Origin of the sequence: Hyphomicrobium sp. CS1GBMeth3 (assembly GCF_900117455.1) — a bacterium.
In the GTDB taxonomy this organism is placed as follows: Bacteria; Pseudomonadota; Alphaproteobacteria; order Rhizobiales; family Hyphomicrobiaceae; genus Hyphomicrobium_C.
In genome coordinates, this window is the sequence record NZ_FPHO01000003.1 from 23,389 (window position 1) to 49,911 (window position 26,523).

Sequence of the window (26,523 nt, forward strand, 5' to 3'; positions counted from 1 at the left end):
TCCCTGAACCCTTAAGGGGCGCGTCAGGAGGCGACGCGGCTGTTTAGGACGGTCTGGGCGCGCCGGTTCTGAGACCAGCACGAGATGTCGTTACAGACGGCCACCGGACGCTCCTTGCCGTAGGAGATCGTGCGAATGCGATTCGGCGCCACGCCGTTCTGCGCCAGGAAGTTGCGCACCGAGGTTGCACGCCGGGCGCCCAGGGCGATGTTGTACTCGCGCGTGCCGCGCTCGTCGGCGTGACCCTCGATGGTGATGGTGAACTGCGCGTACTGGCGCAGCCACTGCGACTGCTTCTGCAGCGTGGCCTGCGCCTCGGGCGTCAGATCGCTACTGTCGGACGAGAAGTAAACGAGATCGCCGACGTTGACGGCAAAGTCACGGCTGGTGCCGGGCGTGATCGGTCCCCGCCCATCCGGCCCGAGTTGCGCATTGGGGTCGTTCTGGTTGTTGGCACAGCCGCCAAGACCCGCACCCGAGATCAGAAGAAGCAACGCGCAAGCGAAGCCGGAGGCCCGAAAAACAGCCGCCATCAATTTAATCCTTTCATCGGCTCTACGGGCGGCGCGTCGCTCACCGGAGCCTCGTAACTCCCCATGAAGGGACCTGATACCTGAGCCTGAGTACAAAAATGTGGCCGGAACATCCGTGCGGCATAGATCCGCAGAGAAACAGCAGCCATTGCCAACTCAAGCCCGCGCGCGACAATTTTGGTTTTGCTATCCGGCCGAGGGCACGACGCATCGACTCGCGAGAAACCCCGCCGGCTCTGCAAAAGAGCATGCGCGAGGGCGCCGCGCACGACAAGGCGCGATTTGTGACAGTTGCATAATTGCCTGGGGAAACAGTGGCCGATCCGCCGCGGCTTCATGCGCGCAGCGAGGACGATATCTGCCCTGAAGAAACTCACGCCCTGCAAACAAAGCGACAAAAAGCCATGTACAAAAAAGAAAGAGCTGTCGCAGCATTCGCTGCGACAGCTCTAATCTCTTCAGAACAGTCCAGACCAAAGCCTGGACTGATCTCTGCCCGCTGTATTAGCGAACGTCGACGACGGCCGGAGCCTCAACGCCGAGCTTCAGCGGAGCGGCCTCTTCACGACGGCAAGCGCCGAGAGCGACAGCAACGACAGCGGCAGCGAGAACGATAGCGCCCTTCATGGTAGTATCTCCTGTTGTGTCCCAAAGTGAAATTTCGGACGTTAGCGAGCCACTTCCGTGGCAGTCGGAACCTCGGCGCCGAGCTTCAGCGGTGCCGCTTCTTCACGACGGCACGCACCGAGTGCAACAGCGACAACGGCAGCCGAGAGAACAATCAGCCCCTTCACACCCTGCATGGTCTTATCTCCTGATGCTTGTTCGGCAACGAGCCGAATATTTGGGTACCGGCACGGCATGATTTGTTCAAGAACAGAGGGTAGAAGATCACTGTTTTCCACCCTCGTAGATGCGAAAATGCCACGCCGTTGTTGAGGCTCCACGGGCCGATGACGCACGACAAAACCGGCCCCGTAGAGCCTTGAGTCTCAACGCAAAACTGGATCGCCTTCCACGCAAGGCGCAGATGCAAGAATAGCCCCTTCAGGGTTAAGCGCGAGTAAACGAGCGCCTCAGTTGAGGAGCGGCGACCAGGCCGGATCCGAGGCGTACGAAGGGGTGCTCACGACTCGCTCGTTGTAGCCCGTGAGATCGACCGAATAGATTCGCGAACCGCCCTCCTCGCCCTGGCTCTCGCGGAAGAACATGAGCACGCGCCCGTTCGGGGCCCAGGTAGGCCCCTCATTGTGATACCCCTCGGTAAGAATACGCTCTCCCGAGCCGTCGGGGCGTATCACGCCGATCAGGAATCGCCCGGCGAGCTGCTTGGTGAAGGCGATGTAGTCACCGCGCGGCGACCAGACCGGCGTCGAGTAGCGCCCCTCGCCCATGCTGATCCGGCGCGGATTGGAGCCGTCCCGCCCCATCACGTAGAGCTGCTGGGTGCCTTCGCGGTCGGATTCGAACACGATGTACTGCCCGTCCGGCGCATAGCTGGGGCCGGTATCCAGCGCCCCCGCCGACGTGAGCTGGCGCGACTGCCGAGTCCGAAGGTCCATCTCGTAGATATTGGAATCGCCTCCGCTCTGCAGGCTCATGACCACCCGCTGACCGTCCGGCGAAAAGCGCGGCGCGAATGTCATGCCCGGAAACTCGCCGACAGCCTCGCGCTTGCCCGTCTCGAGGTTCATGAGGAACACGTGCGGCTGGTCCTTGGTGTAGGCCATGTACACGATCTCGCTCGCGACCGGATTGAATCGCGGCGTGAGCACGAGCTCCTGGCCTTGCGACAGCAGGCGCACGTTGGCCCCGTCCTGGTCCATGATCGCGAGACGCTTGATCCGCTTGGCCTTGGAGCCGGTCTCGTCGACGAACACCACACGCGTGTCGAAGTAGCCCTTCTCACCCGTGAGCCGCTCATAGACCTGATCGGCGACGAGATGGCCGGCGCGACGCCAGTTCTGCGAGCCGGTGGTGAAGCGCTGCCCGGCGAGCTGCTTGCCGCTGGTCACGTCCCACAGCCGGAACTCCGATGTCAAACGCCCGTCGCCGCTGCGCGTGACGCGCCCCACGACCAGTGCCTCCGCGCCGATCTGGCGCCAGTCCGGGAAGCGCGGCAACGCGTTGACATCACTGATTCTTTCAAGGAACGACGCCGGATCGAGCGGCTGAAACAGACCCGAGCGCTCGAGATCCGCCATCAGCACCTGCGCCACGTCCTGAGCGAGCTTCGGATCATCGCCCGTAAAGGCCGGGATCGCGATCGGGATCGGTGCCACGACGCCCTGGCGCTGCGTACCGCGCAAGCCCTCTGAGCTGAAGCCGTCCTGGCCGCCGCCCTGATAGCCGCCAGGCGGTGGCCCCTGCGGAGGGGGAGGCGGCACGTCGTATCCTTGCTCGCGCAACTGATCTCCGAATCCGCCGCCGCCACCGCCGCCCGCAGGCGGGCGATAGGCGTCATCCGTCTGCGCGAAGGCCGGCGCCGCGGCAACCAGCAGCATCACGAGAAAGGCCAGGAGCGTGAGGAGCGCTGCCGGGTGGAGCATCCGGATCGGAGACATCCGAGCGGCGCGAATGGGGGGAAGAGCTTCGGTCATTTCTCTCATCTTGCACTGAAATCGTGGCCGCCTCACGCCTACAGCATTTCGCGCGGGTCGAAATCCCAGATAATCGACCTCCAGGCCCAATATCTGTCGGGGGGAAGCGTAAACGGCGAGCAGGCTTTCACCGCGCGCACGGCCGCCTCCGCTGCAATCTGGTACACCGGACCGGACTGCGGCGCTTCGAGCGCCGGCTCGCCGTCGAGCGAGCCGTCCGGAAAGAGCCGCCAGCGCAGCGTGACCACCATGGTCTCGATGCCACCACCACCACCCGGCAGCTTCCAGCATTGCCTGAGCTGCGCGCTGATCTGCGCGCGCAGAAGGTCCTGCTCGCGCACCGAGAGCACGGGGGCATTTCCCTCGCGCGCACCCGCCGTCGGACCCGTGTAGTCCGTCGGGTTCATCGGCTCGCTCGCCGAATTGGGCGCGCCCTTGCGCGTCGGATCCTTGTCGAGCAGCGCCGCCAGCCGGTCGGCCTGCTGCTGCTTTTTCTTCTTGGCGTCTTCCTTGCGCTTCTGCTCGGCGAGCTTCTTCTTGCGCTCGGCTTCTTTTTTCTTTTTCGCGGCTTCTGCCTGCTTCTTTTTCTCCGCCTCGGCCTTCTTCTCTTCTTCGGCCTTGCGCTGCTCTTCTGCCTTCTTGGCCTCTTCCGCTTTCTTGGCTTCCTCGGCCTTCTTTTCTTCTTCAGCGCGCTTCATCTCGTCGGGCGTCGGGCCCGGCGGCTCGGGAGGCGGCAGCGTTGCGAGCTTCTCCGCAATCGGATCGGCCTTGGGCGGCGGCTCCTTTGCGGGCACCGGCGGTGGCGTCTCGGCGGCTTTCTTCTCAGGCTCGGGCTCCGGTGTCGGCTCGACCGGCAGCTCCGGCGCCACGATCGGCTTGGCCTTTTCGGCCTCGACCTTCGACACCTCGGGATTCGGATTTTCCTTGGCTTTCGCCTCGAGCTCGGTCGCGGTCGTGCTGCCCTTCTTGAGCGCCAGGAGATCGGACGGCGTGATCAGCGCCACCTCGATCGGCTCGGGCTCAGGCGCCTTCAGCGGTGGTGTCGATGCCATGGCAAGGTAGGCCCACACCAGCGCGCCAGCATGCAACAGGATGGAGACGGTCAGTCCGAACGGCACGGTCGAACCCCGTCGCTGTTGGATTGATCATCGACCCGGGCGAGAGAGCACCGACGCACACACGGCTGCACCGCCATCCGGAGAGCGGTGCCCACGCGCGCCTGTGCTCGCCTCTCTTGCATCCTGCCTTCGTCCTCGTACGGCCCGGCGGGCGGACGCCATCCCAGGAGCCGCCCTATGCGGGCTATTGGGCCGCAGCCCCTTCCTCGACCTCGGTCACCAGCGACACCTTTTTGAACCCGCCGGCGCTGATTCGTCCCATGACGCGCATCACCGTGCCGTAGGTGATCCCCTTGTCGCCGCGCACGAAGATCTGCTCGTCGACGCCGTTCTTGGCAATGGCCTTGAGCTTCTCCGAGATCTCATCGAGCGGCACCTGCGTTTCGCCGATGAAAACATCACCGTTGGACGAAACCGAGACTGTCAGCGGCTCATGGTTGCTCTCGAGCTGCTTGCCCTGCGACTGCGGCAGCTCGATCGGCACGCCAACGGTGAGCAGCGGCGCGGCCACCATGAAGATGATGAGCAGCACCAGCATCACGTCCACGAACGGCGTGACGTTGATCTCGCTCATGGGCGCACTGCGTGAGCGCCGGCTGCGTCGCCGACCGCCTCCACTGGCTTTGATGCTCATCCCCATCGGAGGTCGTCAGCTCCTGACGTCGATCTGCCGCGAGACGATGGCGGCGAACTCATCGGCGAACGCCTCGAGGCGCTGGCTGATGTGCGCCGAGTCCGCCTGGAATTTGTTGTAGAATACCACCGCCGGAATGGCCGCCATGAGGCCGAGCGCGGTCGCAAACAGCGCTTCCGCGATGCCCGGCGCCACGACTGCGAGGTTGGTGTTCTTGGAAATGGCGATGGCCTGGAAGCTCGTCATGATGCCCCACACCGTGCCGAAGAGACCGACGAACGGCGCCGTCGAGCCCACGGTGGCGAGGAACAGAAGCCGGCGGTCGAGCCGCTCCATCTCTCGGCTGATGGTGACGTCCATGACCTTCTCGACGCGCAGCTGAATACCGCCAAGCGCGCGAATGTTACCCTCGACCGAGCGCTTCCATTCGCGCATCGCCGCGACGAACAGCGCCGCCATCGAGATCGCCGGCCCCCGCGACAGCCCGTTGTAAAGCTCGTCGAGCGATTGCCCCGACCAGAAGGTCTGCTCGAAGCGATCCGCCTCGATGCGCGCCCGCCGGAAAGCGATCAGCTTCTCTATGATGATGGCCCAGGACCAGATGGACGCCAGCCCGAGGCCGATCATCACCGCCTGGACGGTGGGTGAAGCTTGCAGGAAGAGCTCGATGAAGGAAACGCCGTGCGCCTGAGGCGCAAGTGCGGTCTGCGTCACGTCTGCCGGATTCATTGCGTCAACCGTCGTTCGAGGCTCGGACCATGATCGCCTTCGGACGGCGCGTCCGAAGCAAGCGTCACCGGTCCCATCAATAGAGCGGGCGGCCGAGTGCCCCGTGAAGAAGAAGTGTGCCGAATCGGCAATCTCGCCCCCCTTGGCGGACTGCAACGTGCACTGGCGCGCACGGACCATCAAGGTCCTTGTTGCCGCGCAATATGACCAAACAAGGGCCGCAAGATGCGTCTAGCGGGCGGCACCTATCGGCAGCAGCAGGCGCGGAACCAGCCACAGGAACAACAGCATACCGAAAAGCTCGAGCATGGACTGGAAGACGACGACGATCGCCGTCGCCTCCCATCCCGCGGGCAGTGCCAGCGCGAACGGCAGCACCACGAACGAGTTGCGCGTCGCGAAGCTGAACAGCAGCGTGCGCGCCTGTTCCAACGGCAGCGCGAACACGCGTCCGAGCAGCACGCCCAAGGCTGCCGCGCCTATTAGGAAACCAATGAATGCCGCCGCCACGTCGCCGAGCAGCGTGACAGCGCTTGTGGCCGCCTCGACTTGCGACGCCGCGATAAGAAATAGCACCAGGGCCAGCAGCGGCACCGGCAGCCACCCGAGCTGCTCGATCACGGCGCTCCGTGCTAGCGCCCGCTCCGCCCACCGCTCGGTGAGGTAGGCAAGCGCCAGCGGCGCCACGATCACGACCACGAACACCGTCGTCATGTGTCCGGCGGAAACGATCTCGGCGAAGCCCTCGCCCATGAAGAGCCAGAGGTAGAGCGGCAGCAGCACGATCTGCACCACCAGCACGACGGGCGTCACCGCAATGGCCCGACGCACGTCCCCGCGTGCCTGATGCGTGAACGTGATGAACCAGTCCGTACACGGCACGAGCAGCACCAGCAGCACGCCGAGCCGCACGGCCCGATCGTCGGGCACCAGAGCCAGCAGTCCCCACACCAGCACTGGCAGCAGCAGGAAGTTGCCGCCGAGCACCGCCGTTATGAAGCGCAGATCGCGAAAGGCGGCCGGCAGATGCGCGAGCGGCACCTGCGTGAACGTCACATAGAGCAGCGCCGCGAGGCTCGGCCAGAGCAACCCATCCAGAATGGGCGCCAGCCCTGGCGCGACGGAGCCGAGCACCAGCCCCACGACAATCGCAGCGAGATAGACCCAGACCTGATGACGCTCGAGCGTCTCGCGTTGCATCTGCGAAGCGCGCCGCGACTAAGCGGCCGTCTCAAGCAGCCCGCGCCAAGTGCCGGACTTCGGGTCGTAAGCCTGCAACTCGCCCTCATCCATGACATAGAGCCAGCCGTGGATGCCGACGCGGCCTTCGGCAACACCCTTGGCGACGACCTCGTACGTCATGAGGTTGTCGAGCTGGAACTGGATATGCGCCTTGACGGTCGCGAGGCTGCGCTGTTCCTCCGGCAGCCGCGCCGCGGCGACAAGCCGGTGCGCTTGGCGCGTGTACTCGACCCAGCGCCCGAGATGCGCCTCCGAATCCGGCAGGATCGGCTCGGCGAGCGCCTGGATGCCGCCACAGCCCGTGTGGCCGCAGACGACGATGTCGTCGATACCGAGATGGGCGAGCGCATACTCGATGGCCGCACCGACAGCCTCGTCGCCAGTCCACGACGGCGGCACGCAGTTGGCGATGTTGCGCACCTCGAACAATTCGCCGGGATCCGCCTGCGTGATCTGGGACGGCACCACACGACTGTCCGAACAGCCGATCCATAAGAGCCGCGGCTTCTGCATCTTCGTCGCAAGGCTCTTGTAGAAAGCCCGGTCACGCTCGAACTCGAGCCGGAAGCGCTCGTAGCCCTGCATCGCATCCTTGATGTCGAGATCGATCCCGCTCGCGTCTTTTGCGGTCGTCATGCTGCCCCCCGGCAAGGCTCCATACATGCCGCATCATCCCCGCGCGGCCGCGCCTTGTCTATGCGCCTCTGATGACAGGTGGACGAGAGCCCTTCAGGTTTTCCCCGCGCCAGGACCGAGCACGTGGCCCGTATCCGCGCCGGCAAAGGCCCCACGGATGGCCGTCGAGAGCCTGAGCGGCTTCCCGGACACGGCGACCAGCACCACCGTCACCACCGCTTCGAACACCGGCCGGCCGTTGTTGAGCACCGTCTGCAGCAGCGTGACGCTGGCACCGCCGAGTTCCTTGACGCGCGTCTCGACGGTCAGGATGTCGTCCATGCGCGACGGCCGCAGGAAATCGCAGTTCATGCGCCGCACGACGAACGCGGCCGGCTCCGTGCTGGCCGAGCCATCGATCAGACGCCGCGAATCCGTGCCGAGCAGACGCAGAAAATCCGTACGCCCGCGCTCGCACCACCGGATGTAGGACGCATGATAGGCGATGCCGCCAGCGTCCGTGTCCTCGAAATAGACGCGCACGGGCAGCACATGGTGCCGGCCCGTCTCGTCGTCGATGATGTGGCCGGCAAGGTCCGGCCAAATATCGTTTGTCTGGCTGTCGTTCGTCTGGCTCATGCGAGGCGGGGATCCGAGAGAGAGAGGCCGGATCAGACGTAGGCCTGGCCCGACTCGACCGTGATCATAACGATCTCGGGCGGCGCGCCGAAGCGGATCGGCAGGCTCGAGCACCCGAGGCCGGCCGAGACCACGAGATTGCGGCCGTCCTCGATGATATGCCCGCGAAGGTAGCGCTGGCCATAGCGGGACGGCACCACGGGCGCATAGCCGCCGATCGCCACCTGCCCACCGTGCGTGTGCCCGGCGACGGTCAAGGCCACGCGCTCGGGCACCTCGGTGAAGATATCCGGCTCGTGCACCATGAGGATGAGCGGCGCGTCGTCAGTCACCTGTGCCAGCGTCCCCGTGAGGTCGTCGATGCCAGACGTCTCCTGTCCGTGCCGCCGGCCGGAGCCGAAGGCCCACTGGTCACCGAGCCCGGCGAGCCAGAACGGCAGACCGTCCTTCTCAAGCCGCACGGCGTTGTTCTGGTAGACGGGAATCCCCGCGTTCTCGAGGGCGATGCCCGCCATCACGGGACCGCCTCTGCGCTGTTGCGCCTCGAGATCCTCCCACCAATCGTGATTGCCGAGCACGGCGTGCACGCCGAGCGGTGCCTTGAGCCCCCCGAGCACCCGGGCCCAGTCCGCGTGCTTCACGGGGCGGCTCCACATCGCCAGCGTGCCGCCGCACACATAGTCGCCAAGCATCAACACCGCGTCCGGCGACAAAGCGTTGGTGCGCGCGACAAGGGCCTCGAGGCGCTCGATGCCAAGCCAGGGCTCGCAAATGTGGAGGTCCGTGAGGATCGCGATCCGGAGTGGAAGCCCCGCGGGCCAATCCGGCGGCGAGACCGTGTAACGCGTCACCCCGACCCGCAAAGGCTCCGCCAGCGCATAGCCGCCGAAACTCACGGTTCCGAGCCCGGTGAGGGCCATGCCCTGGAGAACTTGTCGCCGTGAGAACAATTGCCGGCTCCGCAATTTTCGAGATCAAACCCGTACGGCAACACTGAAAAGTGACGAAACATCAAACAAACGGCAGCGGCCTTGCGCCGCAAGGGGCTATCTCCGCCCTGAGTTAATCAACCGGTTAACAGCGCCCAGAGCCCCCACGCAGCGCCCTGCCTCACTCCTCCCCGTCCTCGAAGATCGGCAGCTCCGGCGTCGCCGCCCGCGCCGGCCCCGAGAGCCCGAGGTGGCGGAACGCCTTCAGCGTCAGCACGCGCCCGCGCGGCGTCCGCCCGATGAACCCCTGCTGCAGAAGAAAAGGCTCGACGATCTCCTCGAGCGCATCACGCGGCTCGGAGAGCGCCGCCGCCAGCGTCTCGATCCCCACGGGGCCACCCTCGTAGGTCGTCGCAATGCACGTCAGATAGCGATGATCGAGGGAATCGAGGCCGGCTTCGTCCACCTCGAGCGCGCGCAACGCCACGTCCGCAACCTTGGAATCGATGATGTCGGCGCCCGAAACCGCTGCGAAGTCGCGCACGCGCCTCAAGAGCCGGCCCGCGATGCGCGGCGTGCCGCGCGCCCGCCGCGCGATCTCGGCCGCACCGTCCGGCGCAATCGGCGCCCCCAGTACGCGTGCGCCGCGCGTCACCACCGACGTCAGCTCTTCGACCGTATAGAAGTTGAGCCGGACGGGAATGCCGAACCGGTCGCGCAACGGCGTGGTCAGAAGGCCGAGCCGCGTCGTCGCGCCGACGAGTGTGAACTTCGCAAGGTCGATGCGCACCGAGCGCGCCGCCGGTCCCTCACCGATGATGAGATCGAGCTGAAAGTCCTCGAGCGCCGGATAGAGGATCTCCTCCACCGCCGGATTGAGACGATGGATCTCGTCGATGAACAGCACATCGCGCTCTTCGAGATTGGTGAGCAGGGCCGCGAGATCGCCCGCCTTCGAGATCACCGGGCCGGACGTCGCACGAAAGCCGACGCCAAGCTCCTTGGCGACGATCTGCGCCAGCGTCGTCTTGCCGAGACCCGGCGGCCCCGCGAACAGCACGTGATCGAGCGCATCGCCGCGCGCACGCGCCGCCTCGATGAAGACAGCGAGATTGGCGCGGGCCTGCTCCTGGCCCACGAATTCGGAGAGCGAGCGCGGCCGGATCGACGCCTCGTAAGCATCCGCCTCGCGCTTCGCCCCGCTGATGAGGCGATCGGTCATGTTTTGTTCCTGACGATGTTCGCCGCCGCCGTCAAGCGATCCGCTCCGCCTCTCGACAGGAGAACGCCAGGATCAACTCTTGCGGCAGAGAAGCCACCCGAACGCGAGCGCGATGGCCGGCGGCCCGGCGGCGAGCAAGCCGTACATGAGCGTGTGCTTCGTCATCGCCGACCGAAGCGCCTCCTGCGTCGCGGGATCGGACGGCGACATATCCATCGGCACGTACGGCACGTTCACATAGCCGAGATAGGCGACGATGCCCGTCCAGACGAGCGACAGCACGAACCAGACCGGAAACGAGAACAGCCTGCACATGGGCACCTCCACGAATGCAGGAGTACGGTCTTTGATGATCCAGCCCATTGTCAAGAAGCGACCATCCCATGTCCGCTGCTGGCCATAAGCAGTCGCAAGCTCCCTATCGCTTCTATCCGCAGTGTGGGTCGCTTCCCAGTGGCGACGGTAACTCCGCTCCGGATATTGCCGCTATTCTGAGTGGCTAAGGATTGTGGACATTTCTGCCTGCCAGCCCCATATTGCTTTTATCACCGGACGAGACTTGGCCGCGGTGACTGAGAGATGCGTGCGCTCCCCACCAAGTAACAGGAGCAACGCCATGCCATTCCACGAAAAGCCCTTTGGTTTCAGCACCGAGGTATTGGGGTTGCTTGATGTTGCCATGACTCGTCTATGGCTCAAGCAAGTCGAGATTGGTGCTTCAGCCTCCGATGCTGATCCAGAAGTGCGCGCGTCGCTAAAGGCAAAAATGCGCCGCCTTGACGAGTTGGGAATGCAGCGGCGCCCGAGGAAATCGCCACAACCGGAGATGCGAATGGCTACGCACAGGTACAAGACGGGCCAAGACGTGATCTACCATCCGCCCCGGAGGCTGATTGCAGCCTCTCGGTTCAAGGTGGTGAGGCTCCTGCCAGTCGAAGACGGCGAGCTTAAGTATCGCATCAAAGCCGCAGATGAGAATTTTGAGCGAGTAGCCAAGGAAAGCGAACTGACACGTTCGTCGTAGGAGAGCATGAATCCATTCGATTTCGCGGCCCCCGCCGAGCTGTTCCCCGCAAGAGGGCGCGGGTTGCGCCGTGGAAGCGTCACGTACAAGAGGTTCGACTCCGCGGCAGATGCCATACGCTTCGCCATCGAGGAACTCGATCCCGTATGGCTGTTTGGCGCGATTTTGGAGGTTGATGATGAGCGGTTCGACGGCGTGGCCATCAAGAATCTCTACGGGAGCGATGCGTATCCCTTAAAGCGCGGCGACAACAAGAAGGGAGATGGAATTTGAATGAAGACTTTCACGTGATGCACCAGAGCGGTGCCGGATGGGTCGTAAGAGATCGCGAGTCCGCGGGGCGCTCGCTTGGCAATTTCAAACGACGCGCGCTAGCCGAAGCATATGGCCGCGCGCTCGCGCATCGCCATGGCGTGGAGCTCATTGTTCACATGAAAGACGGAAAGCGGGTTCGCCGCTTGGCAGCGACCCTCTCGTATTGCAGTCGCCTCGCGTAGATCCTTCCGGACAGGACGACAGGCCATCGGGGCCTTCACTGGCATATTTTGGTCTGTTCGCGCTACGTAACATTCCCTCAGTGATGTCTCTACGTACTCATGCCGATTGTCCTGAGCAGGCAATGGCTTCACTGCTATATTTCCGGACCCCGAGCACAACACCAGTCGCCGCACGATGGCGACTCTCGTCAGCTTCGGCACTAACTCGGCCGCAAGTTTGGTCCTTTCGCTGTCCACCATGCCGGTGACAGTCGTCGCCTCACGAGCGGCACGGCGAGATTTGATCCCGTCCACCCCGCGCTCGTTCCCATTGCGCGAGGCATCCACGACCAAGAGAAACGGGGGATGACTTACAATGACGATGACCGACGGCTCGTTCGCCCGCGAGCCGAATAAAGCTAAGGCGTGTTTCGACAGCATCTACACCGAGCCCGACCCGCGCGAATACCATCGCGTGCTTGGTGGGCTCAACTACGTCATTCCGGATCTGGCAAAGGATATCTTCCGTCAATTGATCGCGGCGCTTGAGCAACTCCGGGGACGACCGATCAAAGTGCTCGACCTTGGATGCAGCTACGGAAACAATGCCGCGCTGATCCGCTTTCCCCTGGAATTCGCACGCTTGCAGCAGCGCTATATGGCTCTTCAGAGCCGCGACATTTCCACATCCGAGCTGCTCTCGCTCGATCACCACTTCTTCCAATCCTGGCCGAGGCAAGATCTCACCATCGTCGGCTGCGACGTTTCGCGGCCAGCGGTCGCGTATGCGCGTGCCGTCGGCCTGATCGATGACGGCATCACGCAGGACCTGGAACAGGAGCCTCTCATCCAGGCGAACAAGAATGCGCTACAGGGAGTCGATCTCATCATCTCGACGGGCGCCATCGGCTACGTGACCGAGCGCACGCTGTCCCGGCTTCTCAGGGCCATAGGGGAGCCCGCGCCCTGGCTGGCCGCCTTCGTGCTCCGCATGTTTCCCTATGACACCATCTCAGGCGTGCTGGATGAGTACGGGCACGTCACCGAGAAGGCGTCCGGAGTCACCTTCGTGCAGCGTCGCTTTCAGTCGGAACAGGAGTTCCTCAGTGTTCTCTCTCAACTTGAGGCGCTCGGCATCGACAGCAGGAACAAAGAGATGGACGGCCTCCTGCACTCCGAACTGTTCCTCTCACGGCCGCCGGAAGACTGTGACGAGCTCCCCATTGAAGGACTTGCGTCCGTGAGCTCAGGAATATGCCTTCCCTATGGGCCACGATTTCGACTTGGAGACGATCACATTGTCCGCCTATCGCCCTGAGGGCGAGAGGTGCCACCGGACCCCAGTGCACACAACACTAGACGAATATCCGAACCTCTCCGCCTTTGTCGCCCGCGGCAAAGCGCGGCCCGCCTACGACGCTCGAATGGCGGTTTTCACCGGCAAGTCAGCGAGACCTAAGCGCTGTCGTCAGCCCTTCCGCACAGGATTGGCAGTAAGCCACCTTTTCGCTGCGTCGCGCGGCGTTAGACCACCGACATTGACCCACAGGTCCATCTGCGTGACCGCATCGATGCTGAGCGTGATGCCCGCGAGACGGTCGAGGGTCTCGGGCGCCAGTTTGCCTTTCAAGGTTTCATGTCCGAGGAGGACGGCAGTGTCGCCTTTGCCATAGATGCCCTTGGGCTCGTCGAGCACCCGGACCTTGTAGGCCGCGTTAATCCACTGCGGCTGCCATAGCGGCATGATGAGCCAGCGTTGCTCGGCGACCGCTTGCTTAAAATTCGCGATCCAATCTTTCGCTTCGCCCGGGATGATTTCGTAACCGGCTGCGTTCAGGCCGTAGGCTTCACGAATCTTCGAGGCGCCGACCATGAGCCCGGACGTTGCGCCGATGCCGCGAATTCTTTTGTCCATCTGCGCCACGACATCTGGCTTCTTCAGGTCATCGATTGAACGCACCAGATCGGCGGGGACGTAATCGGGCACTGCCCAGTAGAGCCGCGCATCGCCGTACAGCTCGCCGACAATGAATGTGACGTCCTTCACCTTTGCATAGAGAGGTGCGTGGCCGTCGGGCAGCCAGGCGGCGGCTAGAATGTCGACCTCGCCCGCGCCGAGCTTCGGAAAGATGTCGCCATGACTGCCGGTCGTGACCTCAACCTTGTATCCGTCCTGCTCCAACACCTCCTGCACGATGCCACCGACTACGGCATAGAACGACAAGCCGACCTGACCCAGTCGAATAACCCGTTGCTCGGCGATAGCAGAGGCGGTCGCGGTCAACATCGCGAAGAGGCCAAACGCTAGGCAGGCGAATTGTTTCAGCATGCACCCTCCGCTAACCGTTGCCACGCGAGCGTTTGTGGGCCTCCATGCCCTTCGCGAAGACTTCTTTGACGGGCCCCAGAGCCTGCACAAACTCGAGCTGCTCGCCTTCGGAGCCCTTGCAATAGATGAGCCTCCATCCATTCGACCTACCTTCGGTGATGCCGTTGCTGTTCGCCTCGAGCGGCGCTGCAAGCCGGTCCTGCTCGGTCGTGACCGTCACAACCCGGTTGGCTCTGACCTGTGGCATGCCGCGTCGTGCTGCTTCCGCTTCGAGATCGGCAATGAACGTGTTGAAGTCTACGTCGTCGCGGATGTGAAAGCAGATGTGCATCATGCGCGGAAACGCGGGACTCATGTGGTCGAGCGGCTCGGCGAACGCGCTGCCGCTGCCGGCGGGCTGCTCCGCGTCCCGGTATTGCAACAGCTCGATCACAACGTTGTCGAACTGAATGAAGCGCACGTCCAACCGCTGCGCACCGCTTCTGAGATCGGGGATTCCCATCGTGCGCGGATTGACCTCGCGCTCGCGCGCTTCGATCTCCTGATCGGTCAGGAGCGTGTTGTGAATGCGTTCGCCGAAGAAATCGCCATCGCGCATGATTTCGGTGCCACCCAGCACCTCGGTATAGAATTCGAACGCGCGGTCCATGTTCTGCACCGTAAGACCGAAATGCTGGACACCTTGTAGCCTGAGGCCGAGTGCGCCTTTGTTGGCAGATCCGTTGCTTTGCCCGTAAGTGGGAGCGGTGCCGGCCGTGACGGTCCCTGCGCCGACGACTGCCATCGCACCGGCAGCGCGCATGACGTCGCGGCGATTGAGTGAATTCGGCCCGTCATCTTGTCTGGATCGATCCATAGCTTCTTCCTCAGTTCGAGCGCCGAGCTGTTAATCCGCGATTGCTCGGGGATGATTTCGCCTGAAACCGTATACCGATTATCCAGAAAGCGCTTTAGCGAAGTTGCCGATCTTCTTTAGGGAGATTGTCCTTTCGATAAGGCCATTGCGGCCCCTGAGGATTAGCACTTATGCAGTAACCGTTTGTCAGCAAGAATGGCGGTAGCCGATACTGCCGACCGCTTTAAATCCACTGCGGACTTCCACTCGCTCGACCAGTGGATGTCGAGCACATGATCGCGAACCATCCCCGAGGGTGAGCGCAGCCTCTTGCGCGCGATTGTTAGATCGGTGTGGCGCCCCTGCACTTCACCGCTGCGAATGCCTGCGCCACATTCACTACTAATATAGTCATGAATCTGGGATCAACTCCCGGTACGGAGGGCAGCAATGCGTTTCGCGGCGATTTTCGCTCTCATAGTCACTTGCGGTCCGGCTTTCGCGCAACAGCAAACAGAAACTCCGCCCCCGCCAGAAGCTCCCTCCACTGACGCTCCCACAGCCAAGCCCGCAGAGCCGGCGCCGTCGCAAACCCTGCCGAGCTTGGAAGTCGTCGCCACTCAGCAAAAAAAGAAATCGGTCGCCAAAAAGAAACCGGCGCAGCCCAAGCCTGTGGCCACTAGTCCGACCGCTGCGTCTGCCGGATCGGATGCTCCGGATCGGGCGCGCTCGCCGTCCGCGGTCGCATCGGAGCTGCGTGACAGCACGACCGGAACATCGACAGTTACCGCGACCGACATCGCACGTTCCGGCGAAAACACGGTCTATGGCATTGTGACGTCGTTGCCGAACGTGACGCCTGCTCCGAGCGGCCCCACGATCCCGGCCATTCGAGGCGAGACCGCAACCCCGACCACCCTCTTTAGCAATTTCTATCAGGGCACCACGTCTCGGATCGCTCTGACCGTGGATGACATTCCGCGAATTTCATCCTACGCCAACAATGCGTTCCAAAGTCTCTACGATGTCAGCTCAGTGCAGGTGCTGAGGGGACCGCAGCACACCCTGCCGGGCACCAATGCGTTTGCCGGCGCCTACATCGTCGACACCAACGATCCCGTTTTTTCCTACTCCGCCGGCGCGCTGACTGAGTTCACGTACAACGAATATTCCGGCACCAATTATCGCAACGCCGGATTTGTCAACGCGCCATTCTCGAACGAAGCAGCGATACGTCTCGTCGCCGAATTCGACAAGGGTCAGATCCCGGTCGATATCGTTGGTCCGGCTCCTGCGGGAGTAGACATCGGCAAGCTCGACGACTACGACGGCCTCAACCTGCGCGGCAAATTCCTGGTCGAGCCTGACAGCATTCCGGGGCTCAGCGTGCTCGTGTCGGCCGAATACGGCAATGGTCTCGACCACGTTTTCAATGGCTACGTCGACCTCCCACCCTTCAGCGATCGCAAACGCAGCGCGACCGACTTCCGTATTCTGGACACGGAAGGCTGGGCTGCCGGCGTCAGGGCGCGCTATCAACTCAGCGCACGCGAGGAAATTGCCTCGATCACGAGCTACGTTCGCGACCAGTATTCGTCCTCGCCGCGCAGTACGAGCGCGTTCAGGTTCGACGATATGTCCGAGGAGCGGTTCGCCCAGGATTTCACTTATAGCTTCCGTGATGTCGCGAACCTCACCGGCGTGATCGGTGTCGGCCTCACCGACGGCAAGCGAAATTACGATGCGAACGCAACCGTTTCTCTCGGCGCGCGCTCGATAACGGCGTTCGCCGATACGGATGCGGATATCTCGACGCAGGCGGCCTATGCGGATATCGCCTGGAACTTCGCTGGGCCGTTCGACCTGCTGTTCGGCGGCCGGATCGAGCACCTTGATGACAAGCGCACCCTCGTCGCGAGCGTCCCGACGCCGGTGCCGCCTTTAGTGCCCATGCCTTTCACGGAGAACTACCGCTACGATGCCGACGAGGTTTATGTGCTGCCGAAGATCGGCCTGCGCTACAATCTCAGCTCCAACGAGAGCATCGCGTTCACCGTCCGCAAGGGCTACAACCCGGGCGGCGCGTACGCAAATCTACAAGCTTATTTCCCTCCTCAGCCCTTCCCGTACGAGGAATACAAGGCGGAGGAAGTATGGACCTATGAAGCTGCATATCGGACGGCGATGATGAACAATCGCCTGCAGCTTGGAGTTACGGCCTTCTATAACGACTACAAGGACAAGCAGTTTGCTGTCACGTATCAGCAAGCCATCAGGATCTTCAATCAGCCCGATGCCGAGTCCTATGGCTTGGAGTTCGAAGGAAAGTACGCCGTCACGCCTGATTTCGATGTCTGGGGCAGCTTCGGGCTGCTGCATACCGAGATCAAGGAAATCAGCGCGAATACGGACGCTGACATTCTTGGCAACGACTTTGGCCAGGATCCGTCCTATTCAGTCTCGCTCGGCGTGGCGTGGCGTCCGATCGAAAATCTCGAGCTGACCGCAAGAGGTGTCTACGTCGACGACTATTTCACCGATTTCGTGAATGCTCCCCTGAGCGTCGCCGGCGGCTATACGCTTGTCGATATTGGCGCCAGCTATCAGCTCGGAAATGCCAAGGCACGGGTCTTCGTGAACAACGTCACCGACGAGACCGCTCATTCTACATTGGTGGTGAGCGGTAATTCATCGAACGGGACGCTGCTCGATCCGCGGACCTTCGGGGCATCGCTGGAGCTCAAGTTTTAGCGACCCTGGCACAGACCAGATCTATCCGATTGAAGAGGACGCGCGGGCGTGGATGGCTAGAAACTGACTCGGCGTGCGACTGGCCCACAGCGCCGCGCCGGTGTCCGCCCGGCTCACAAGCCGACAGGCGCGCCAACACCCGCTAACGCGCCAGCTCCTTCAAGCCGCCGCGAATGAGCTTGGCCGTATCGGCCTCGGCGCCAAGTTCTTTCATGGCAGCGGCCACCGCTGCGGACGCCTGCGCCGGGTTGTAGCCGAGGTTGGTCAAGGCCGAGATCGCCTCCGCCGCGGCCAAGCCTTCGGAAGAGATTTCGATGTCGCCTGCCGGCCCGCTCGCCACCGGCACGTTGAGACCCGCAACCGACAGCGCCGGTGCCTTGTCCTTGAGCTCGGCCACGATGCGCTGCGCGAGCTTCTTGCCGACGCCCGGCGCCTGCTCCACCGCTGCCCAGTTGCCGAGCGCGATCGCGTTGGCGAGGTCCTGCGTCGAGAGCACGCCGAGCACACCCAGCGCCACCTTCGAGCCCACGCCCTGCACGTTCTGCAGCGTGCGGAACCAGCTCCGCTCGACCTCGCTCTGGAAGCCGAACAGGCGGATCGAATCCTCGCGCACGTGCGTGTCGATGGTGAGCACCACGGCGTCACCGAGCTTGAGGTTGCGCAGCGTGCGCGCCGAGAGCTGCACCTCGTAACCGACGCCACCCACGTCGATGATCGCATGCGACTCTCCGATCGCGTCGACCTTGCCCTTGAGCTGACCGATCATCCCGGAGCCCCTTCTTTTAGCACGCGACGAGCGAGCGCCGCCGCGCCGCGATGGCTGGCGTGACAGATGGCGATGGCGAGCGCGTCCGCTTCATCCGCGCTTTCGAACCGCGCCTTGGGCAGCAGAAACCCGATCATCGCCTGGATCTGCCGCTTCTCGGCATGCCCCGCCCCGACCACCGCCTTCTTGATCAGGTTCGGCGAATATTCCGCGATGCTGAGGCCGCGCATGGCTGGCGCCAAGAGCGCCATACCGCGCGCCTGCCCGAGCTTCAGCGTCGCGCGCGGGTTCTCGTTGACGAACGTCTCCTCGACGGCGGCCTCGCTCGCCCCACACGAGGCGATGACGCTCGACAGCCCCTCGAACAGCTCGCGCAGCCGGTAGGCGAGATCCTCGTCCGACGTCGACGTGATGAGCCCCGACGAGACATAGGTCAGCCGTACGCCGTCCGTCTCGATGACGCCCCATCCGGTGCGCCTGAGACCCGGGTCGATGCCGATGATTCGAACCTGTGATTGCCCCCGCATGCCTTCGCATATCACGGCCGCGGCTGATTCGTCGTCGCGGCCGTGTCACGGTGGCGTGCGCGTGGGAGGCGCTAGAGCGGCGCTAGATCCGCACCGCTGCGGCCTTGCGCAGCTGCAGGGCGAACGCGATCAGCAGGATGCCGTACATGATCGCGAACGACCCGATCACGAGGATCATCGCCAGCGCCCCGGCCCCGGGCCAGGCCACCAGCAAGAGGCCGAAGACGACCGACAGCACGCCGCTTGCGATCAACAGCCACTCGCCCTCGATCTCATGCCTGAGCCGGATCGCGCCGACGATCTGGAAAATCCCGGTCACGATGGCCCAGGCTGCGATGAACAGGAGCAGCACGAGCGCTGTGATCTGCGGCCAGAAAAGCGTCAGCACGCCAGCTGCGATGCCGAACACACCGACGAGCGCCAGCCACCAGCGCGGTGCTGGCGTGCCGCCGCGGATCGCCGCCACGAGCGCCAGTACGCCGTCGACGAACGCGAATGCACCATAGAGGATGACGAGGGTGAAGAGCGTGATGCCAGGCCAGATGAAGGCCAGCACACCGAACAGGATGGCAAGAGCGCCGCGAAGAAGGATGAGCCACCAGTTTCTGGCGAGCGCGTCGAGCATGGGACGCATGCGCACAGTGCCCGGAGGGTAGGTGGTGGGTGAAGCCTGCATGACCGAACTCCCAAATGGATCGAGTTCCGAGAACATCCCCCACGGCCCAATCTACACGCAGCGAGACAAAGCCACCAGCCGCGCCGATATAGGTTGCTCTTACAAAGCTCTACCTTGCGCATTAACGAATAGCTCCGCGTAAACCAACTCATGACGTGACAGCCGGAGAACACGCCGGGTTGCGCCGTCGGTGGTATACTGACAAAGCAGCGAGGCTCGCCCGCTGCTTCGCCCTCCGAGGAGGCCACCATGCTCATCACGTTCGATCAGATCATCGTCTGGATCATCGTCGGGCTGCTCGGAGGCAGTCTCGCCGGCCTGCTGGCCAAGGGCGAAAAACGCGGCTTCGGCGTCTGGAAAAATCTCGGCCTCGGGCTAGCCGGCGCACTCGTCGGCGGTCTTTTGTTCCGTCTGCTTGGATTGCTGCAGAGCCTCGACGGTGTCACGATCTCCCTTCGCGATGTGATCGCAGCTTTCGTCGGCTCGATCCTTGTGCTGCTCGCCCTTTGGCTGAAGGGCCGCTTCGCACCGGCACAATGAACCTGTTGACCGCTCCGCGTTCTGACGTCATCCCTCCACAGTCTTCAGGCTGACTGCCTCGAAGCCGAGCCAAATTGGGGGTGGCAAATGACGTTTTCGGAGCTGGCGAACAGCGATTGGCTGATGATTTGGGGCGCGGGTGTTGCCCTCCTCGCACTGGTCATCATGTGGCGAGTGGCGCGCTACGACATCGCGGGCGCCGCCTTCGACAGCGCCTGGCAGGTGGCCCGTGGCAAGCGAACCGCAGAGACGCCGACCGCGCTTGAGGAGAAGTACAACGAGATCGCGCGCGAAGCGTCCTACACCGGCAAGGCGCGCCGCGCCGCCGGCACCGTGATCGGCCACTTCGCCGCCAAGGTGGCGAACGTGATCGCAATGATCATGCTACTCGCCGGTGCGGTCCTGATCGGCCTCGGCTACTTCTGGCGCTGATCCCCCGACGCCGTTGCGGTCGATCAAACGGCACACCGATCGGGTTCGATAGTGTTTCCAGCTCCCCAACCAAAGGTGGCCGTGAAACATGAAGAACATCAAGACGGCGTTCATTGTCTTTATCGCCGCGCTCACTGGCCTCTGGCTCTTGGCCGATACGGTGTGGCCTGAGCCGCTGACCTACTTTTCGTTCCGGTCCGTATTCGTCCAATACACCGGAATCATCGCCATCGGCGCCATGAGCGCAGCCACTCTGCTGGCCTTTCGCCCCATATGGCCCGAGCGTCATCTTGGCGGCCTCGACAAGATGTACCGGCTGCACAAATGGCTCGGCATCACGGCGCTGGTCGTCGGCCTCGTTCATTGGTGGTGGGCCAAAGGCACCAAATGGATGGTCGGATGGGGCTGGCTCACGAGACCGGAACGCCGGCCGCGAGGCGATCAAATCTACGGTCCGCTCGAAGGCTGGTTGAGAAGCCAGCGCGGCTTGGCGGAGTTTGCCGGAGAGTGGGCATTCTACGCCGCCGTTGTCCTGATCGTCCTCGCGCTGTGGAAACGGTTTCCGTACCACCTATTCGCGAGAACCCATAAGTGGATCGCGGTCGCATACCTGATCCTCGTCTATCACGCCGTCATCCTGATCAAGACGGACTATTGGAGCGAGCCGATCGGCTGGGCCACCGGGATCTTGATGCTTGCCGGCGCCGGAGCCGCCTTCATCGCGCTTTCTCGACGGATCGGGCACGACAGAAAGGCGGACGGCGTCATCGAAGAGATCACCTACTATCCGGAGTTGCGCGTTCTCGAAACCGCGATCCGGATGAGCGACGACCGCTGGAAAGGCCACAAGGCCGGCCAGTTCGCATTCGTGACGTCGAATAAATCCGAAGGAGCACATCCCTACACCATCGCCTCGGCGTGGGATCCTAAGGAGCGGCGCATCGTCTTCATCACCAAGGCGCTCGGAGACCACACCGGACGACTTCGCGATACGCTGAAAGTCGGGATGCCCGTCAGCGTGGAAGGACCTTACGGCTGCTTTACCTTCAGCGACCAGCACCCGCGCCAGATCTGGATTGGCGCGGGGATCGGCATTACGCCGTTTATCGCGCGCATGAAGCACTTGGCACGGTCCCCGTCGTCCCAGGAGATCACGCTCTTTCATCCGACAATGGATTTCGAGCAAGTCGCCATCGACAAGCTAACCGCCGACGCCAGAGCAGCCGACGTGCGCCTGCACGTCCTGGTGGACGCGAAAGACGGCCTGCTCGACGCAGACCGCATCCGGCAGGCGGTTCCGGACTGGCGGTCCGCCAGCATCTGGTTCTGCGGACCACCGGGGTTCGGCGAGGCGCTCCGCAAAGACTTCGTCGCCCACGGTTTCGACGCTTCGAAGTTCCACCAAGAGCTGTTCGAGATGCGTTGAGAGGCAACCGCGCACGAATGAGAAAAGGGCGCCACCAAACGCAGGCGCCCTTCCAGTCTCGTGATTGAGCCGTGCGCTAGATCAGCTTGCCCATCGCGACGGCCGTGTCGGCCATGCGGTTCGAGAAACCCCATTCGTTATCGTACCACGAGAGAACACGCACCAGCGTGCCGTCAAGCACCTTGGTCTGGTCCAGGTGGAAGATCGACGAGCGGCTGTCGTGGTTGAAGTCGCACGACACGTTCGGCTGATCGGTGACGCCGAGAACACCCTTCAAGTGCTGCGCGGCGGCAGCCTTGATGCCGGCGTTGATCTCGTCCTTGGTGGTCTCGTTCTTAGCCACGAACTTGAAGTCCACCACCGAGACGTTCGGCGTCGGCACGCGGATCGACGTGCCGTCGAGGCGGCCGTTGAGCTCCGGCAGCACGAGGCCGACGGCCTTCGCCGCGCCCGTCGTCGTCGGGATCATCGACAGCGCCGCGGCGCGTGCCCGGTAAAGATCCTTGTGCAGCGTATCGAGCGTCGGCTGGTCGCCCGTGTAGCTGTGAATGGTCGTCATGAAGCCCTTCTCGATGCCGACCAGATCGTTGAGCACCTTGGCAACCGGCGCCAGGCAGTTGGTCGTGCACGAGGCGTTCGACACCACGAGGTGATCCTTGGTGAGCTTGTCGTGGTTGACGCCGTAGACGACGGTCAGGTCCGCGCCGTCCGCAGGCGCCGAGACGAGCACGCGCTTGGCGCCCGCCGCGAGATGCGCCGACGCCTTTTCTTTGCTCGTGAAGATGCCGGTGCACTCGAGCGCGATGTCGACGCCAAGCTCCTTGTGCGGCAGCTCCGCCGGGTTCTTGACTGCGGTAACCTTGATCGGGCCGCGGCCGAGGTCGAGTGCATCGCCCTTGACCGTCACCTCGCCGGGGAACCGTCCGTGCACACTGTCGAATCGCAGAAGGTGCGCGTTCGTCTCCACCGGACCGAGATCGTTGATCGCCACCACCTCGATATCCGTGCGCCCCGCCTCGTAGATCGCGCGCAGCACATTGCGGCCGATACGGCCAAATCCATTGATCGCGACCTTAACTGCCATGAGGACGTCCTCCGATACGTGGAAATTTGTGTTGGGCGGCACGAGCACATACGACAACGAGCGCCGTGTGGACCGCCGGGGCGGCGCCATTAAGTTGGGCAGCTCCTATACTGTCAATCCTGTGCCCCGCCACACTCTGTCGCGCGCCGGTACACTTGGCCGCTGTTTGGTAACGACAAGCAAGGGTCGTTCCTTGCACCGTAGGATCAGATTACCTATGCTCTCCGCCGCGTCCGGGAGCCGCGGGGGCATGGGGAAATCGACGGCTCACGTCTGCGAACAGGGGCACGCATCAATTCATGGCTCAACGGCCGAGACAAAAGGCTAAGCGCCCGGCCGGTCGCGCAAAAGCGGCCGCACCGTCCGCACCCGGAACGCCGGAAACGCGCGTCAAGGTGCTCGAGCAGGAGCGCGACGCACTGAAACGCGAGCTGGAGGTCGCCCGCCAGCGAATCGCTGCACTCGAGGAAAGCCGCAGCGTCGTTGCCAACCGCATCGACTGGATCATCGAGAGCCTGAGCAACGTTGTCGACAAGGGCAGCTGACCCTCTCGCTTTTTTCCGACGCGCCTCCTATGTTAGCGCTGCTGCGGGGTTCGTCAGGAACACATGAATCTCCAGGGCCTATAAGATCTGCCTGGGAGCTGTCCCTGGCCGGGGCCGTGGCCCCGGACATATGGCGCCCACCTTACATTTGTAGGGACCCGGCGAGATCGATCGTTCCAACGGCCACCGCGGCACTTCCTTCTTTGCTCCGAAGTCTCGACGCCGGATGCTGCCCGGCTGGAGCAACCCGTCATCCTCGTCCGTGAAAGGCGCCGCCATCTCCACCGACGTTGCCAAGAAAGAGATGCGCCGCCGCGCCAAGACCATCCGTGACGACGCCTACGCGCGCCACGGTGATCACGCATCCGAAGCCATCGCGGGCCATGGCATCGCCTTCGCAGCCCGCCCACCGCCCGCGATCGTCTCGGGCTTCCTCGCGATCGGCAACGAGATCGACCCGACGCCGCTTATCGAGCGCCTGATCGGCGAGGGCTACCGGATCTGCCTCCCCGTGATGGAGGGCAAGGGCAAGCCGCTCGTGTTCCGCGCCTGGGCGCCGGGCGAGCCGCTAGCCGAAACCACATGGGGCATCCGCGAGCCGCTGCCGGAGGCCCCGGTGCTCGAGCCCGATATCGTGCTCGGCCCCCTCCTCGCCTTCGACACCGCAGGCTACCGGCTCGGCTATGGCGGCGGCTTCTACGACCGCACGCTCGCCCGGCTGCGCGCCTTGAAACCGATCGTCTCCATCGGCATCGGCTTCGACGAGCAGCGGGTCGACGCCGTGCCTCACGTCGATTATGACGAACGCCTCGACTGGATCCTGACCCCGTCCGGGCCGCTCAAATGCCCGGCCGTGTAGCGAAAGCGCGAATGATCGGCCGCCTCCAACCACATCACACGTCGCCCCTCTCGGGTCGTAGAGAGGAGGCAGTCTGATGCGCCTCCTCTTCCTCGGCGATATCGTCGGACGCACGGGCCGCCGCGCAGCGGTCGAGGCGATCCCGCGCCTGCGCGAACGCTACAAGCTCGACTTCCTTGTTATTAACGGCGAGAACGCGGCCGGCGGCTTCGGCATCACGGAGGCGATCCACCTCGAGTTGATCGACGCCGGCGCCGACGCCGTCACGCTCGGTAACCACGCCTTCGACCAGAAGGACACGCTTGTCTTCATCGAGCGCCAGGAGCGCCTGATCCGCCCCGTGAACTTCCCGCCCGGCACGCCGGGCCGCGGCGCCGCGCTGCTCAAGGCTCGAAACGGCGCCGACGTGCTCGTCATCAACGCCATGGGCCGCGTGTTCATGACCGAGATCGACTGCCCGTTCCGCGCCATCGATCGCGAACTCACAGCCTGTCCGCTGAAATCCGGCGCCGATGTCGTACTGATCGACTTCCACGCCGAAGCAACGAGCGAGAAGCAGGCCCTCGGCCACTTCCTCGACGGCCGCGCAAGCGTCGTCGTCGGCACGCACACGCACACACCGACATCGGACGAGCGCATCCTGGCGGGCGGCACCGCCTACATGTCGGACGCCGGCATGTGCGGCGACTATAATTCCGTGCTGGGCATGGACATTGAAGAGCCGGTCAACCGCTTCCTGACGCGACTCCCGCGCGAGCGCTTCGAGCCCGCCCTCGGTCCGGCCACCGTCTCCGGCCTCGCCGTCGAGATCGACGATGCAACGGGACTTGCCACACGCGTCAAAAGTTTGCGGCTCGGTGGTGTCTTGGAACCTACCGAGCCGCTCTTCTGGGTCGAGTGAGAGAGAGTTGTCTATGGCAGCGCATGAGGAAGGTCCTGGCCGCCCTCATTGCAATGGTGAGCCCTGCTCACCCTGGTCCGCGATTGGGCAGAAGCGGCATACCTTGAATCTACGTGATTCTGGCCCACCTCGCGAGCCCCTCCATGGCCTCATTAACCTGCTCTTAAGCAGCCTAGAGTCCCAGAATCACGGCCTTTCAGCCTCCAGGAGGGGTTGACCACCGGGGGGCTGGACCGCATTAAATCGCACCCGAACCCACCCCCAGCGGACACCCGCCCAGATAGCCCGGGAGACACATGGCCGGCCATTCAGCTTTTAAGAACATTATGCATAAGAAGGGCCGCAAGGATGCGGCCCGGGCCAAGATGTTTGCCAAGTTCGCGCGAGAAATCACCGTTGCCGCCAAGTCCGGCATGCCCGACCCGGCCATGAACCCGCGCCTGCGTCTTGCCATTGCAACCGCCCGCGCCGAGAACATGCCCAAGGATAACATCGAGCGCGCCATCAAGAAGGCTCAGGGCGGCGACAGCGAGGCTTACGAGACCATCCGTTACGAGGGTTACGCGCCGGGCGGCGTTGCCGTCATCGTCGAGGCGCTGACGGACAACCGCAACCGCACCGGTGGCGCCGTGCGCGCCGCTTTCACCAAATCGGGCGGCAATCTCGGCGCCACGGGCGCCGTCGCCCATATGTTCGAGCACGCGGGCGAGATCCGCTTCAAGCCGGCCGCAGGCTCCCCCGATGCGGTGCTCGAAGCCGCCATCGAGGCCGGCGCCGACGACGCCCAGTCCGACGAGGCGGGCCACCTTGTCACATGTAGCTTTGACGGCCTCGGCACAGTCGCGGCGGCTCTCGAGGAAAAGCTCGGTGAACCGGAAAGCGTCAAAGCCGTTTGGAAACCGAACCTGACCACCGAGGTGGACGAGGAGAACGCCGAGCGCATTATGAAGCTTATTGCCGCCCTCGAGGACGACGACGACGTGCAGAACGTTTTCGCGAACTTCGAGGTGTCCGAAGACGTTTTGAAGAAGCTCACAGCCGCCTGACCGCGCATCGCGCGTGCGCGGGCCGCATTTCACCCTCAACGTATT

30 protein-coding genes, 1 other RNA gene and 1 pseudogene are annotated in these 26,523 nt (G+C 63.4%); 13 read left to right on the forward strand and 19 right to left on the reverse strand.

The window, feature by feature from the left end:
* Positions 1–23 precede the first annotated feature (23 nt).
* The 13 genes from pal to CS1GBM3_RS07470 all read right to left on the reverse strand — a co-directional run bounded on the left by pal (position 24) and on the right by CS1GBM3_RS07470 (position 10,576).
* The gene (pal, locus tag CS1GBM3_RS07420) at positions 24–533 is read right to left on the reverse strand and encodes a peptidoglycan-associated lipoprotein Pal (protein WP_072393909.1); all 510 of its coding nucleotides are present in this window, start codon (positions 531–533) and stop codon (positions 24–26) included.
* 504 nt (positions 534–1,037) lie between these two features.
* Positions 1,038–1,160: a hypothetical protein gene (locus tag CS1GBM3_RS20240; RefSeq protein ID WP_280173051.1), complete on the reverse strand. Its 123-nt coding sequence runs from the start codon at positions 1,158–1,160 to the stop codon at positions 1,038–1,040.
* A gap of 41 nt (positions 1,161–1,201) precedes the next feature.
* Entirely contained in the window at positions 1,202–1,336 is a 135-nt protein-coding gene (locus CS1GBM3_RS20245; protein ID WP_280173052.1) for a hypothetical protein, read from the reverse strand.
* A gap of 273 nt (positions 1,337–1,609) precedes the next feature.
* On the reverse strand, positions 1,610–3,133 hold the full coding sequence (gene tolB, locus CS1GBM3_RS07425) for a Tol-Pal system beta propeller repeat protein TolB (RefSeq protein ID WP_244534586.1): 1,524 nt from the start codon (positions 3,131–3,133) through the stop codon (positions 1,610–1,612).
* Positions 3,134–3,171: 38 nt separating this feature from the next.
* The gene (gene tolA / locus CS1GBM3_RS07430; RefSeq protein ID WP_072393912.1) at positions 3,172–4,251 is read right to left on the reverse strand and encodes a cell envelope integrity protein TolA; all 1,080 of its coding nucleotides are present in this window, start codon (positions 4,249–4,251) and stop codon (positions 3,172–3,174) included.
* Between the two features lie 184 nt (positions 4,252–4,435).
* Entirely contained in the window at positions 4,436–4,891 is a 456-nt protein-coding gene (tolR, locus tag CS1GBM3_RS07435) for a protein TolR (protein ID WP_072393915.1), read from the reverse strand.
* A 9-nt stretch (positions 4,892–4,900) separates the two neighbouring features.
* On the reverse strand, positions 4,901–5,614 hold the full coding sequence (gene tolQ / locus CS1GBM3_RS07440; RefSeq protein WP_072393918.1) for a protein TolQ: 714 nt from the start codon (positions 5,612–5,614) through the stop codon (positions 4,901–4,903).
* A gap of 231 nt (positions 5,615–5,845) precedes the next feature.
* Positions 5,846–6,814 carry an arsenic resistance protein gene (locus CS1GBM3_RS07445; protein ID WP_072393921.1) on the reverse strand — a complete coding sequence of 323 codons (969 nt, stop codon included), beginning with the start codon at positions 6,812–6,814 and terminating at the stop codon, positions 5,846–5,848.
* A gap of 18 nt (positions 6,815–6,832) precedes the next feature.
* Positions 6,833–7,492 carry a carbonic anhydrase gene (locus CS1GBM3_RS07450; RefSeq protein WP_171946455.1) on the reverse strand — a complete coding sequence of 220 codons (660 nt, stop codon included), beginning with the start codon at positions 7,490–7,492 and terminating at the stop codon, positions 6,833–6,835.
* Between the two features lie 93 nt (positions 7,493–7,585).
* Complete coding sequence (locus CS1GBM3_RS07455; protein WP_072393924.1) at positions 7,586–8,110, reverse strand: YbgC/FadM family acyl-CoA thioesterase; 525 nt, start codon at positions 8,108–8,110, stop codon at positions 7,586–7,588.
* A gap of 32 nt (positions 8,111–8,142) precedes the next feature.
* Entirely contained in the window at positions 8,143–9,030 is an 888-nt protein-coding gene (locus CS1GBM3_RS07460; protein WP_171946456.1) for a metallophosphoesterase, read from the reverse strand.
* Positions 9,031–9,220: 190 nt separating this feature from the next.
* Positions 9,221–10,261, reverse strand: coding sequence for a Holliday junction branch migration DNA helicase RuvB (gene ruvB / locus CS1GBM3_RS07465; protein WP_072393930.1), 1,041 nt, complete (start codon positions 10,259–10,261; stop codon positions 9,221–9,223).
* Positions 10,262–10,333: 72 nt separating this feature from the next.
* On the reverse strand, positions 10,334–10,576 hold the full coding sequence (locus tag CS1GBM3_RS07470; RefSeq protein WP_139247839.1) for a hypothetical protein: 243 nt from the start codon (positions 10,574–10,576) through the stop codon (positions 10,334–10,336).
* A 301-nt stretch (positions 10,577–10,877) separates the two neighbouring features.
* Here CS1GBM3_RS07470 and CS1GBM3_RS19260 point away from each other — a divergent pair, with 301 nt between their 5' ends.
* The 4 genes and pseudogenes from CS1GBM3_RS19260 to CS1GBM3_RS20075 all read left to right on the forward strand — a co-directional run.
* On the forward strand, positions 10,878–11,285 hold the full coding sequence (locus tag CS1GBM3_RS19260; protein WP_083567313.1) for a hypothetical protein: 408 nt from the start codon (positions 10,878–10,880) through the stop codon (positions 11,283–11,285).
* A gap of 6 nt (positions 11,286–11,291) precedes the next feature.
* Positions 11,292–11,558 carry a hypothetical protein gene (locus CS1GBM3_RS07480; protein ID WP_072393936.1) on the forward strand — a complete coding sequence of 89 codons (267 nt, stop codon included), beginning with the start codon at positions 11,292–11,294 and terminating at the stop codon, positions 11,556–11,558.
* A 579-nt stretch (positions 11,559–12,137) separates the two neighbouring features.
* On the forward strand, positions 12,138–13,079 hold the full coding sequence (locus CS1GBM3_RS07490) for a class I SAM-dependent methyltransferase (protein ID WP_072393942.1): 942 nt from the start codon (positions 12,138–12,140) through the stop codon (positions 13,077–13,079).
* A 37-nt stretch (positions 13,080–13,116) separates the two neighbouring features.
* A pseudogene (locus tag CS1GBM3_RS20075) lies at positions 13,117–13,200 on the forward strand (glutathione S-transferase family protein); the annotation flags it as partial.
* Between the two features lie 29 nt (positions 13,201–13,229).
* Here CS1GBM3_RS20075 and CS1GBM3_RS07495 read toward each other — a convergent pair.
* Positions 13,230–14,048 carry a glycine betaine ABC transporter substrate-binding protein gene (locus CS1GBM3_RS07495; protein WP_171946457.1) on the reverse strand — a complete coding sequence of 273 codons (819 nt, stop codon included), beginning with the start codon at positions 14,046–14,048 and terminating at the stop codon, positions 13,230–13,232.
* A 52-nt stretch (positions 14,049–14,100) separates the two neighbouring features.
* Positions 14,101–14,946 carry a VOC family protein gene (locus CS1GBM3_RS07500; RefSeq protein WP_072393948.1) on the reverse strand — a complete coding sequence of 282 codons (846 nt, stop codon included), beginning with the start codon at positions 14,944–14,946 and terminating at the stop codon, positions 14,101–14,103.
* 429 nt (positions 14,947–15,375) lie between these two features.
* Between CS1GBM3_RS07500 and CS1GBM3_RS07505 the strand changes: the two genes are divergently transcribed.
* Positions 15,376–17,676, forward strand: a complete 2,301-nt coding sequence (locus CS1GBM3_RS07505; protein WP_083567315.1) for a TonB-dependent receptor — start codon at positions 15,376–15,378, stop codon at positions 17,674–17,676.
* A gap of 142 nt (positions 17,677–17,818) precedes the next feature.
* On the opposite strand, the gene ruvA is transcribed toward CS1GBM3_RS07505, so the two are convergent.
* The 3 genes from ruvA to CS1GBM3_RS07520 form a co-directional block, all read right to left on the reverse strand.
* The gene (gene ruvA, locus CS1GBM3_RS07510; protein WP_072393954.1) at positions 17,819–18,442 is read right to left on the reverse strand and encodes a Holliday junction branch migration protein RuvA; all 624 of its coding nucleotides are present in this window, start codon (positions 18,440–18,442) and stop codon (positions 17,819–17,821) included.
* Complete coding sequence (ruvC, locus tag CS1GBM3_RS07515; protein ID WP_072393957.1) at positions 18,439–18,969, reverse strand: crossover junction endodeoxyribonuclease RuvC; 531 nt, start codon at positions 18,967–18,969, stop codon at positions 18,439–18,441. The genes ruvA and ruvC overlap by 4 nt, the downstream gene beginning before the upstream one ends.
* An 82-nt stretch (positions 18,970–19,051) precedes the next feature.
* Positions 19,052–19,645 (reverse strand): HdeD family acid-resistance protein, encoded by a 594-nt coding sequence (locus CS1GBM3_RS07520; protein WP_072393960.1) that lies wholly within the window; start codon positions 19,643–19,645, stop codon positions 19,052–19,054.
* A 249-nt stretch (positions 19,646–19,894) separates the two neighbouring features.
* On the opposite strand from CS1GBM3_RS07520, the gene CS1GBM3_RS07525 reads away from it, so the two are divergent.
* The 3 genes from CS1GBM3_RS07525 (at position 19,895) to CS1GBM3_RS07535 (ending at position 22,043) form a co-directional block, all read left to right on the forward strand.
* Positions 19,895–20,185, forward strand: a complete 291-nt coding sequence (locus tag CS1GBM3_RS07525) for a GlsB/YeaQ/YmgE family stress response membrane protein (RefSeq protein ID WP_072393963.1) — start codon at positions 19,895–19,897, stop codon at positions 20,183–20,185.
* 87 nt (positions 20,186–20,272) lie between these two features.
* On the forward strand, positions 20,273–20,617 hold the full coding sequence (locus tag CS1GBM3_RS07530; RefSeq protein ID WP_072393966.1) for a hypothetical protein: 345 nt from the start codon (positions 20,273–20,275) through the stop codon (positions 20,615–20,617).
* 88 nt (positions 20,618–20,705) lie between these two features.
* Complete coding sequence (locus tag CS1GBM3_RS07535) at positions 20,706–22,043, forward strand: ferredoxin reductase family protein (RefSeq protein WP_072393969.1); 1,338 nt, start codon at positions 20,706–20,708, stop codon at positions 22,041–22,043.
* Between the two features lie 76 nt (positions 22,044–22,119).
* Here CS1GBM3_RS07535 and gap read toward each other — a convergent pair whose 3' ends face one another.
* Positions 22,120–23,127 carry a type I glyceraldehyde-3-phosphate dehydrogenase gene (gene gap / locus CS1GBM3_RS07540; protein WP_072393972.1) on the reverse strand — a complete coding sequence of 336 codons (1,008 nt, stop codon included), beginning with the start codon at positions 23,125–23,127 and terminating at the stop codon, positions 22,120–22,122.
* A 299-nt stretch (positions 23,128–23,426) separates the two neighbouring features.
* Between gap and CS1GBM3_RS07545 the strand changes: the two genes are divergently transcribed.
* The 5 genes from CS1GBM3_RS07545 to CS1GBM3_RS07565 all read left to right on the forward strand — a co-directional run bounded on the left by CS1GBM3_RS07545 (position 23,427) and on the right by CS1GBM3_RS07565 (position 26,478).
* Positions 23,427–23,672, forward strand: coding sequence for a DUF5320 domain-containing protein (locus tag CS1GBM3_RS07545; RefSeq protein WP_072393975.1), 246 nt, complete (start codon positions 23,427–23,429; stop codon positions 23,670–23,672).
* A 35-nt stretch (positions 23,673–23,707) separates the two neighbouring features.
* A non-coding RNA gene (gene ssrS, locus CS1GBM3_RS07550) (6S RNA) lies at positions 23,708–23,870 on the forward strand.
* Between the two features lie 28 nt (positions 23,871–23,898).
* Positions 23,899–24,531 (forward strand): 5-formyltetrahydrofolate cyclo-ligase, encoded by a 633-nt coding sequence (locus CS1GBM3_RS07555; protein WP_083567317.1) that lies wholly within the window; start codon positions 23,899–23,901, stop codon positions 24,529–24,531.
* Positions 24,532–24,607: 76 nt separating this feature from the next.
* On the forward strand, positions 24,608–25,432 hold the full coding sequence (locus CS1GBM3_RS07560) for a TIGR00282 family metallophosphoesterase (RefSeq protein WP_072393978.1): 825 nt from the start codon (positions 24,608–24,610) through the stop codon (positions 25,430–25,432).
* Between the two features lie 296 nt (positions 25,433–25,728).
* Positions 25,729–26,478, forward strand: coding sequence for a YebC/PmpR family DNA-binding transcriptional regulator (locus CS1GBM3_RS07565; RefSeq protein ID WP_072393981.1), 750 nt, complete (start codon positions 25,729–25,731; stop codon positions 26,476–26,478).
* The last annotated feature ends 45 nt before the right edge of the window (positions 26,479–26,523 follow it).

Bases quoted from the DNA above. Each gene is read 5' to 3' on its own strand.
- CS1GBM3_RS07455 (WP_072393924.1), bottom strand. From the start codon at position 8,110: ATGAGCCAGACGAACGACAGCCAGACAAACGATATTTGGCCGGACCTT.
- ruvB (WP_072393930.1), bottom strand. From the start codon at position 10,261: ATGACCGATCGCCTCATCAGCGGGGCGAAGCGCGAGGCGGATGCTTAC.
- CS1GBM3_RS07545 (WP_072393975.1), top strand. From the start codon at position 23,427: ATGGCTCAACGGCCGAGACAAAAGGCTAAGCGCCCGGCCGGTCGCGCA.
- CS1GBM3_RS20240 (WP_280173051.1), bottom strand. From the start codon at position 1,160: ATGAAGGGCGCTATCGTTCTCGCTGCCGCTGTCGTTGCTGTCGCTCTC.
- ruvC (WP_072393957.1), bottom strand. From the start codon at position 18,969: ATGCGGGGGCAATCACAGGTTCGAATCATCGGCATCGACCCGGGTCTC.
- CS1GBM3_RS07560 (WP_072393978.1), top strand. From the start codon at position 24,608: ATGCGCCTCCTCTTCCTCGGCGATATCGTCGGACGCACGGGCCGCCGC.
- CS1GBM3_RS19260 (WP_083567313.1), top strand. From the start codon at position 10,878: ATGCCATTCCACGAAAAGCCCTTTGGTTTCAGCACCGAGGTATTGGGG.
- CS1GBM3_RS07460 (WP_171946456.1), bottom strand. From the start codon at position 9,030: ATGGCCCTCACCGGGCTCGGAACCGTGAGTTTCGGCGGCTATGCGCTG.
- CS1GBM3_RS07530 (WP_072393966.1), top strand. From the start codon at position 20,273: ATGACGTTTTCGGAGCTGGCGAACAGCGATTGGCTGATGATTTGGGGC.
- pal (WP_072393909.1), bottom strand. From the start codon at position 533: ATGGCGGCTGTTTTTCGGGCCTCCGGCTTCGCTTGCGCGTTGCTTCTT.
- CS1GBM3_RS07535 (WP_072393969.1), top strand. From the start codon at position 20,706: ATGAAGAACATCAAGACGGCGTTCATTGTCTTTATCGCCGCGCTCACT.
- CS1GBM3_RS07445 (WP_072393921.1), bottom strand. From the start codon at position 6,814: ATGCAACGCGAGACGCTCGAGCGTCATCAGGTCTGGGTCTATCTCGCT.
- tolB (WP_244534586.1), bottom strand. From the start codon at position 3,133: ATGACCGAAGCTCTTCCCCCCATTCGCGCCGCTCGGATGTCTCCGATC.
- CS1GBM3_RS07505 (WP_083567315.1), top strand. From the start codon at position 15,376: ATGCGTTTCGCGGCGATTTTCGCTCTCATAGTCACTTGCGGTCCGGCT.
- CS1GBM3_RS07520 (WP_072393960.1), bottom strand. From the start codon at position 19,645: ATGCAGGCTTCACCCACCACCTACCCTCCGGGCACTGTGCGCATGCGT.
- gap (WP_072393972.1), bottom strand. From the start codon at position 23,127: ATGGCAGTTAAGGTCGCGATCAATGGATTTGGCCGTATCGGCCGCAAT.
- CS1GBM3_RS07555 (WP_083567317.1), top strand. From the start codon at position 23,899: ATGCTGCCCGGCTGGAGCAACCCGTCATCCTCGTCCGTGAAAGGCGCC.
- CS1GBM3_RS07500 (WP_072393948.1), bottom strand. From the start codon at position 14,946: ATGGATCGATCCAGACAAGATGACGGGCCGAATTCACTCAATCGCCGC.
- tolQ (WP_072393918.1), bottom strand. From the start codon at position 5,614: ATGAATCCGGCAGACGTGACGCAGACCGCACTTGCGCCTCAGGCGCAC.
- ruvA (WP_072393954.1), bottom strand. From the start codon at position 18,442: ATGATCGGTCAGCTCAAGGGCAAGGTCGACGCGATCGGAGAGTCGCAT.
- CS1GBM3_RS07480 (WP_072393936.1), top strand. From the start codon at position 11,292: ATGAATCCATTCGATTTCGCGGCCCCCGCCGAGCTGTTCCCCGCAAGA.
- CS1GBM3_RS07470 (WP_139247839.1), bottom strand. From the start codon at position 10,576: ATGTGCAGGCTGTTCTCGTTTCCGGTCTGGTTCGTGCTGTCGCTCGTC.
- CS1GBM3_RS07490 (WP_072393942.1), top strand. From the start codon at position 12,138: ATGACGATGACCGACGGCTCGTTCGCCCGCGAGCCGAATAAAGCTAAG.
- tolR (WP_072393915.1), bottom strand. From the start codon at position 4,891: ATGGGGATGAGCATCAAAGCCAGTGGAGGCGGTCGGCGACGCAGCCGG.
- CS1GBM3_RS07565 (WP_072393981.1), top strand. From the start codon at position 25,729: ATGGCCGGCCATTCAGCTTTTAAGAACATTATGCATAAGAAGGGCCGC.
- CS1GBM3_RS07495 (WP_171946457.1), bottom strand. From the start codon at position 14,048: ATGTTGACCGCGACCGCCTCTGCTATCGCCGAGCAACGGGTTATTCGA.
- CS1GBM3_RS07525 (WP_072393963.1), top strand. From the start codon at position 19,895: ATGCTCATCACGTTCGATCAGATCATCGTCTGGATCATCGTCGGGCTG.
- CS1GBM3_RS20245 (WP_280173052.1), bottom strand. From the start codon at position 1,336: ATGCAGGGTGTGAAGGGGCTGATTGTTCTCTCGGCTGCCGTTGTCGCT.
- CS1GBM3_RS07450 (WP_171946455.1), bottom strand. From the start codon at position 7,492: ATGACGACCGCAAAAGACGCGAGCGGGATCGATCTCGACATCAAGGAT.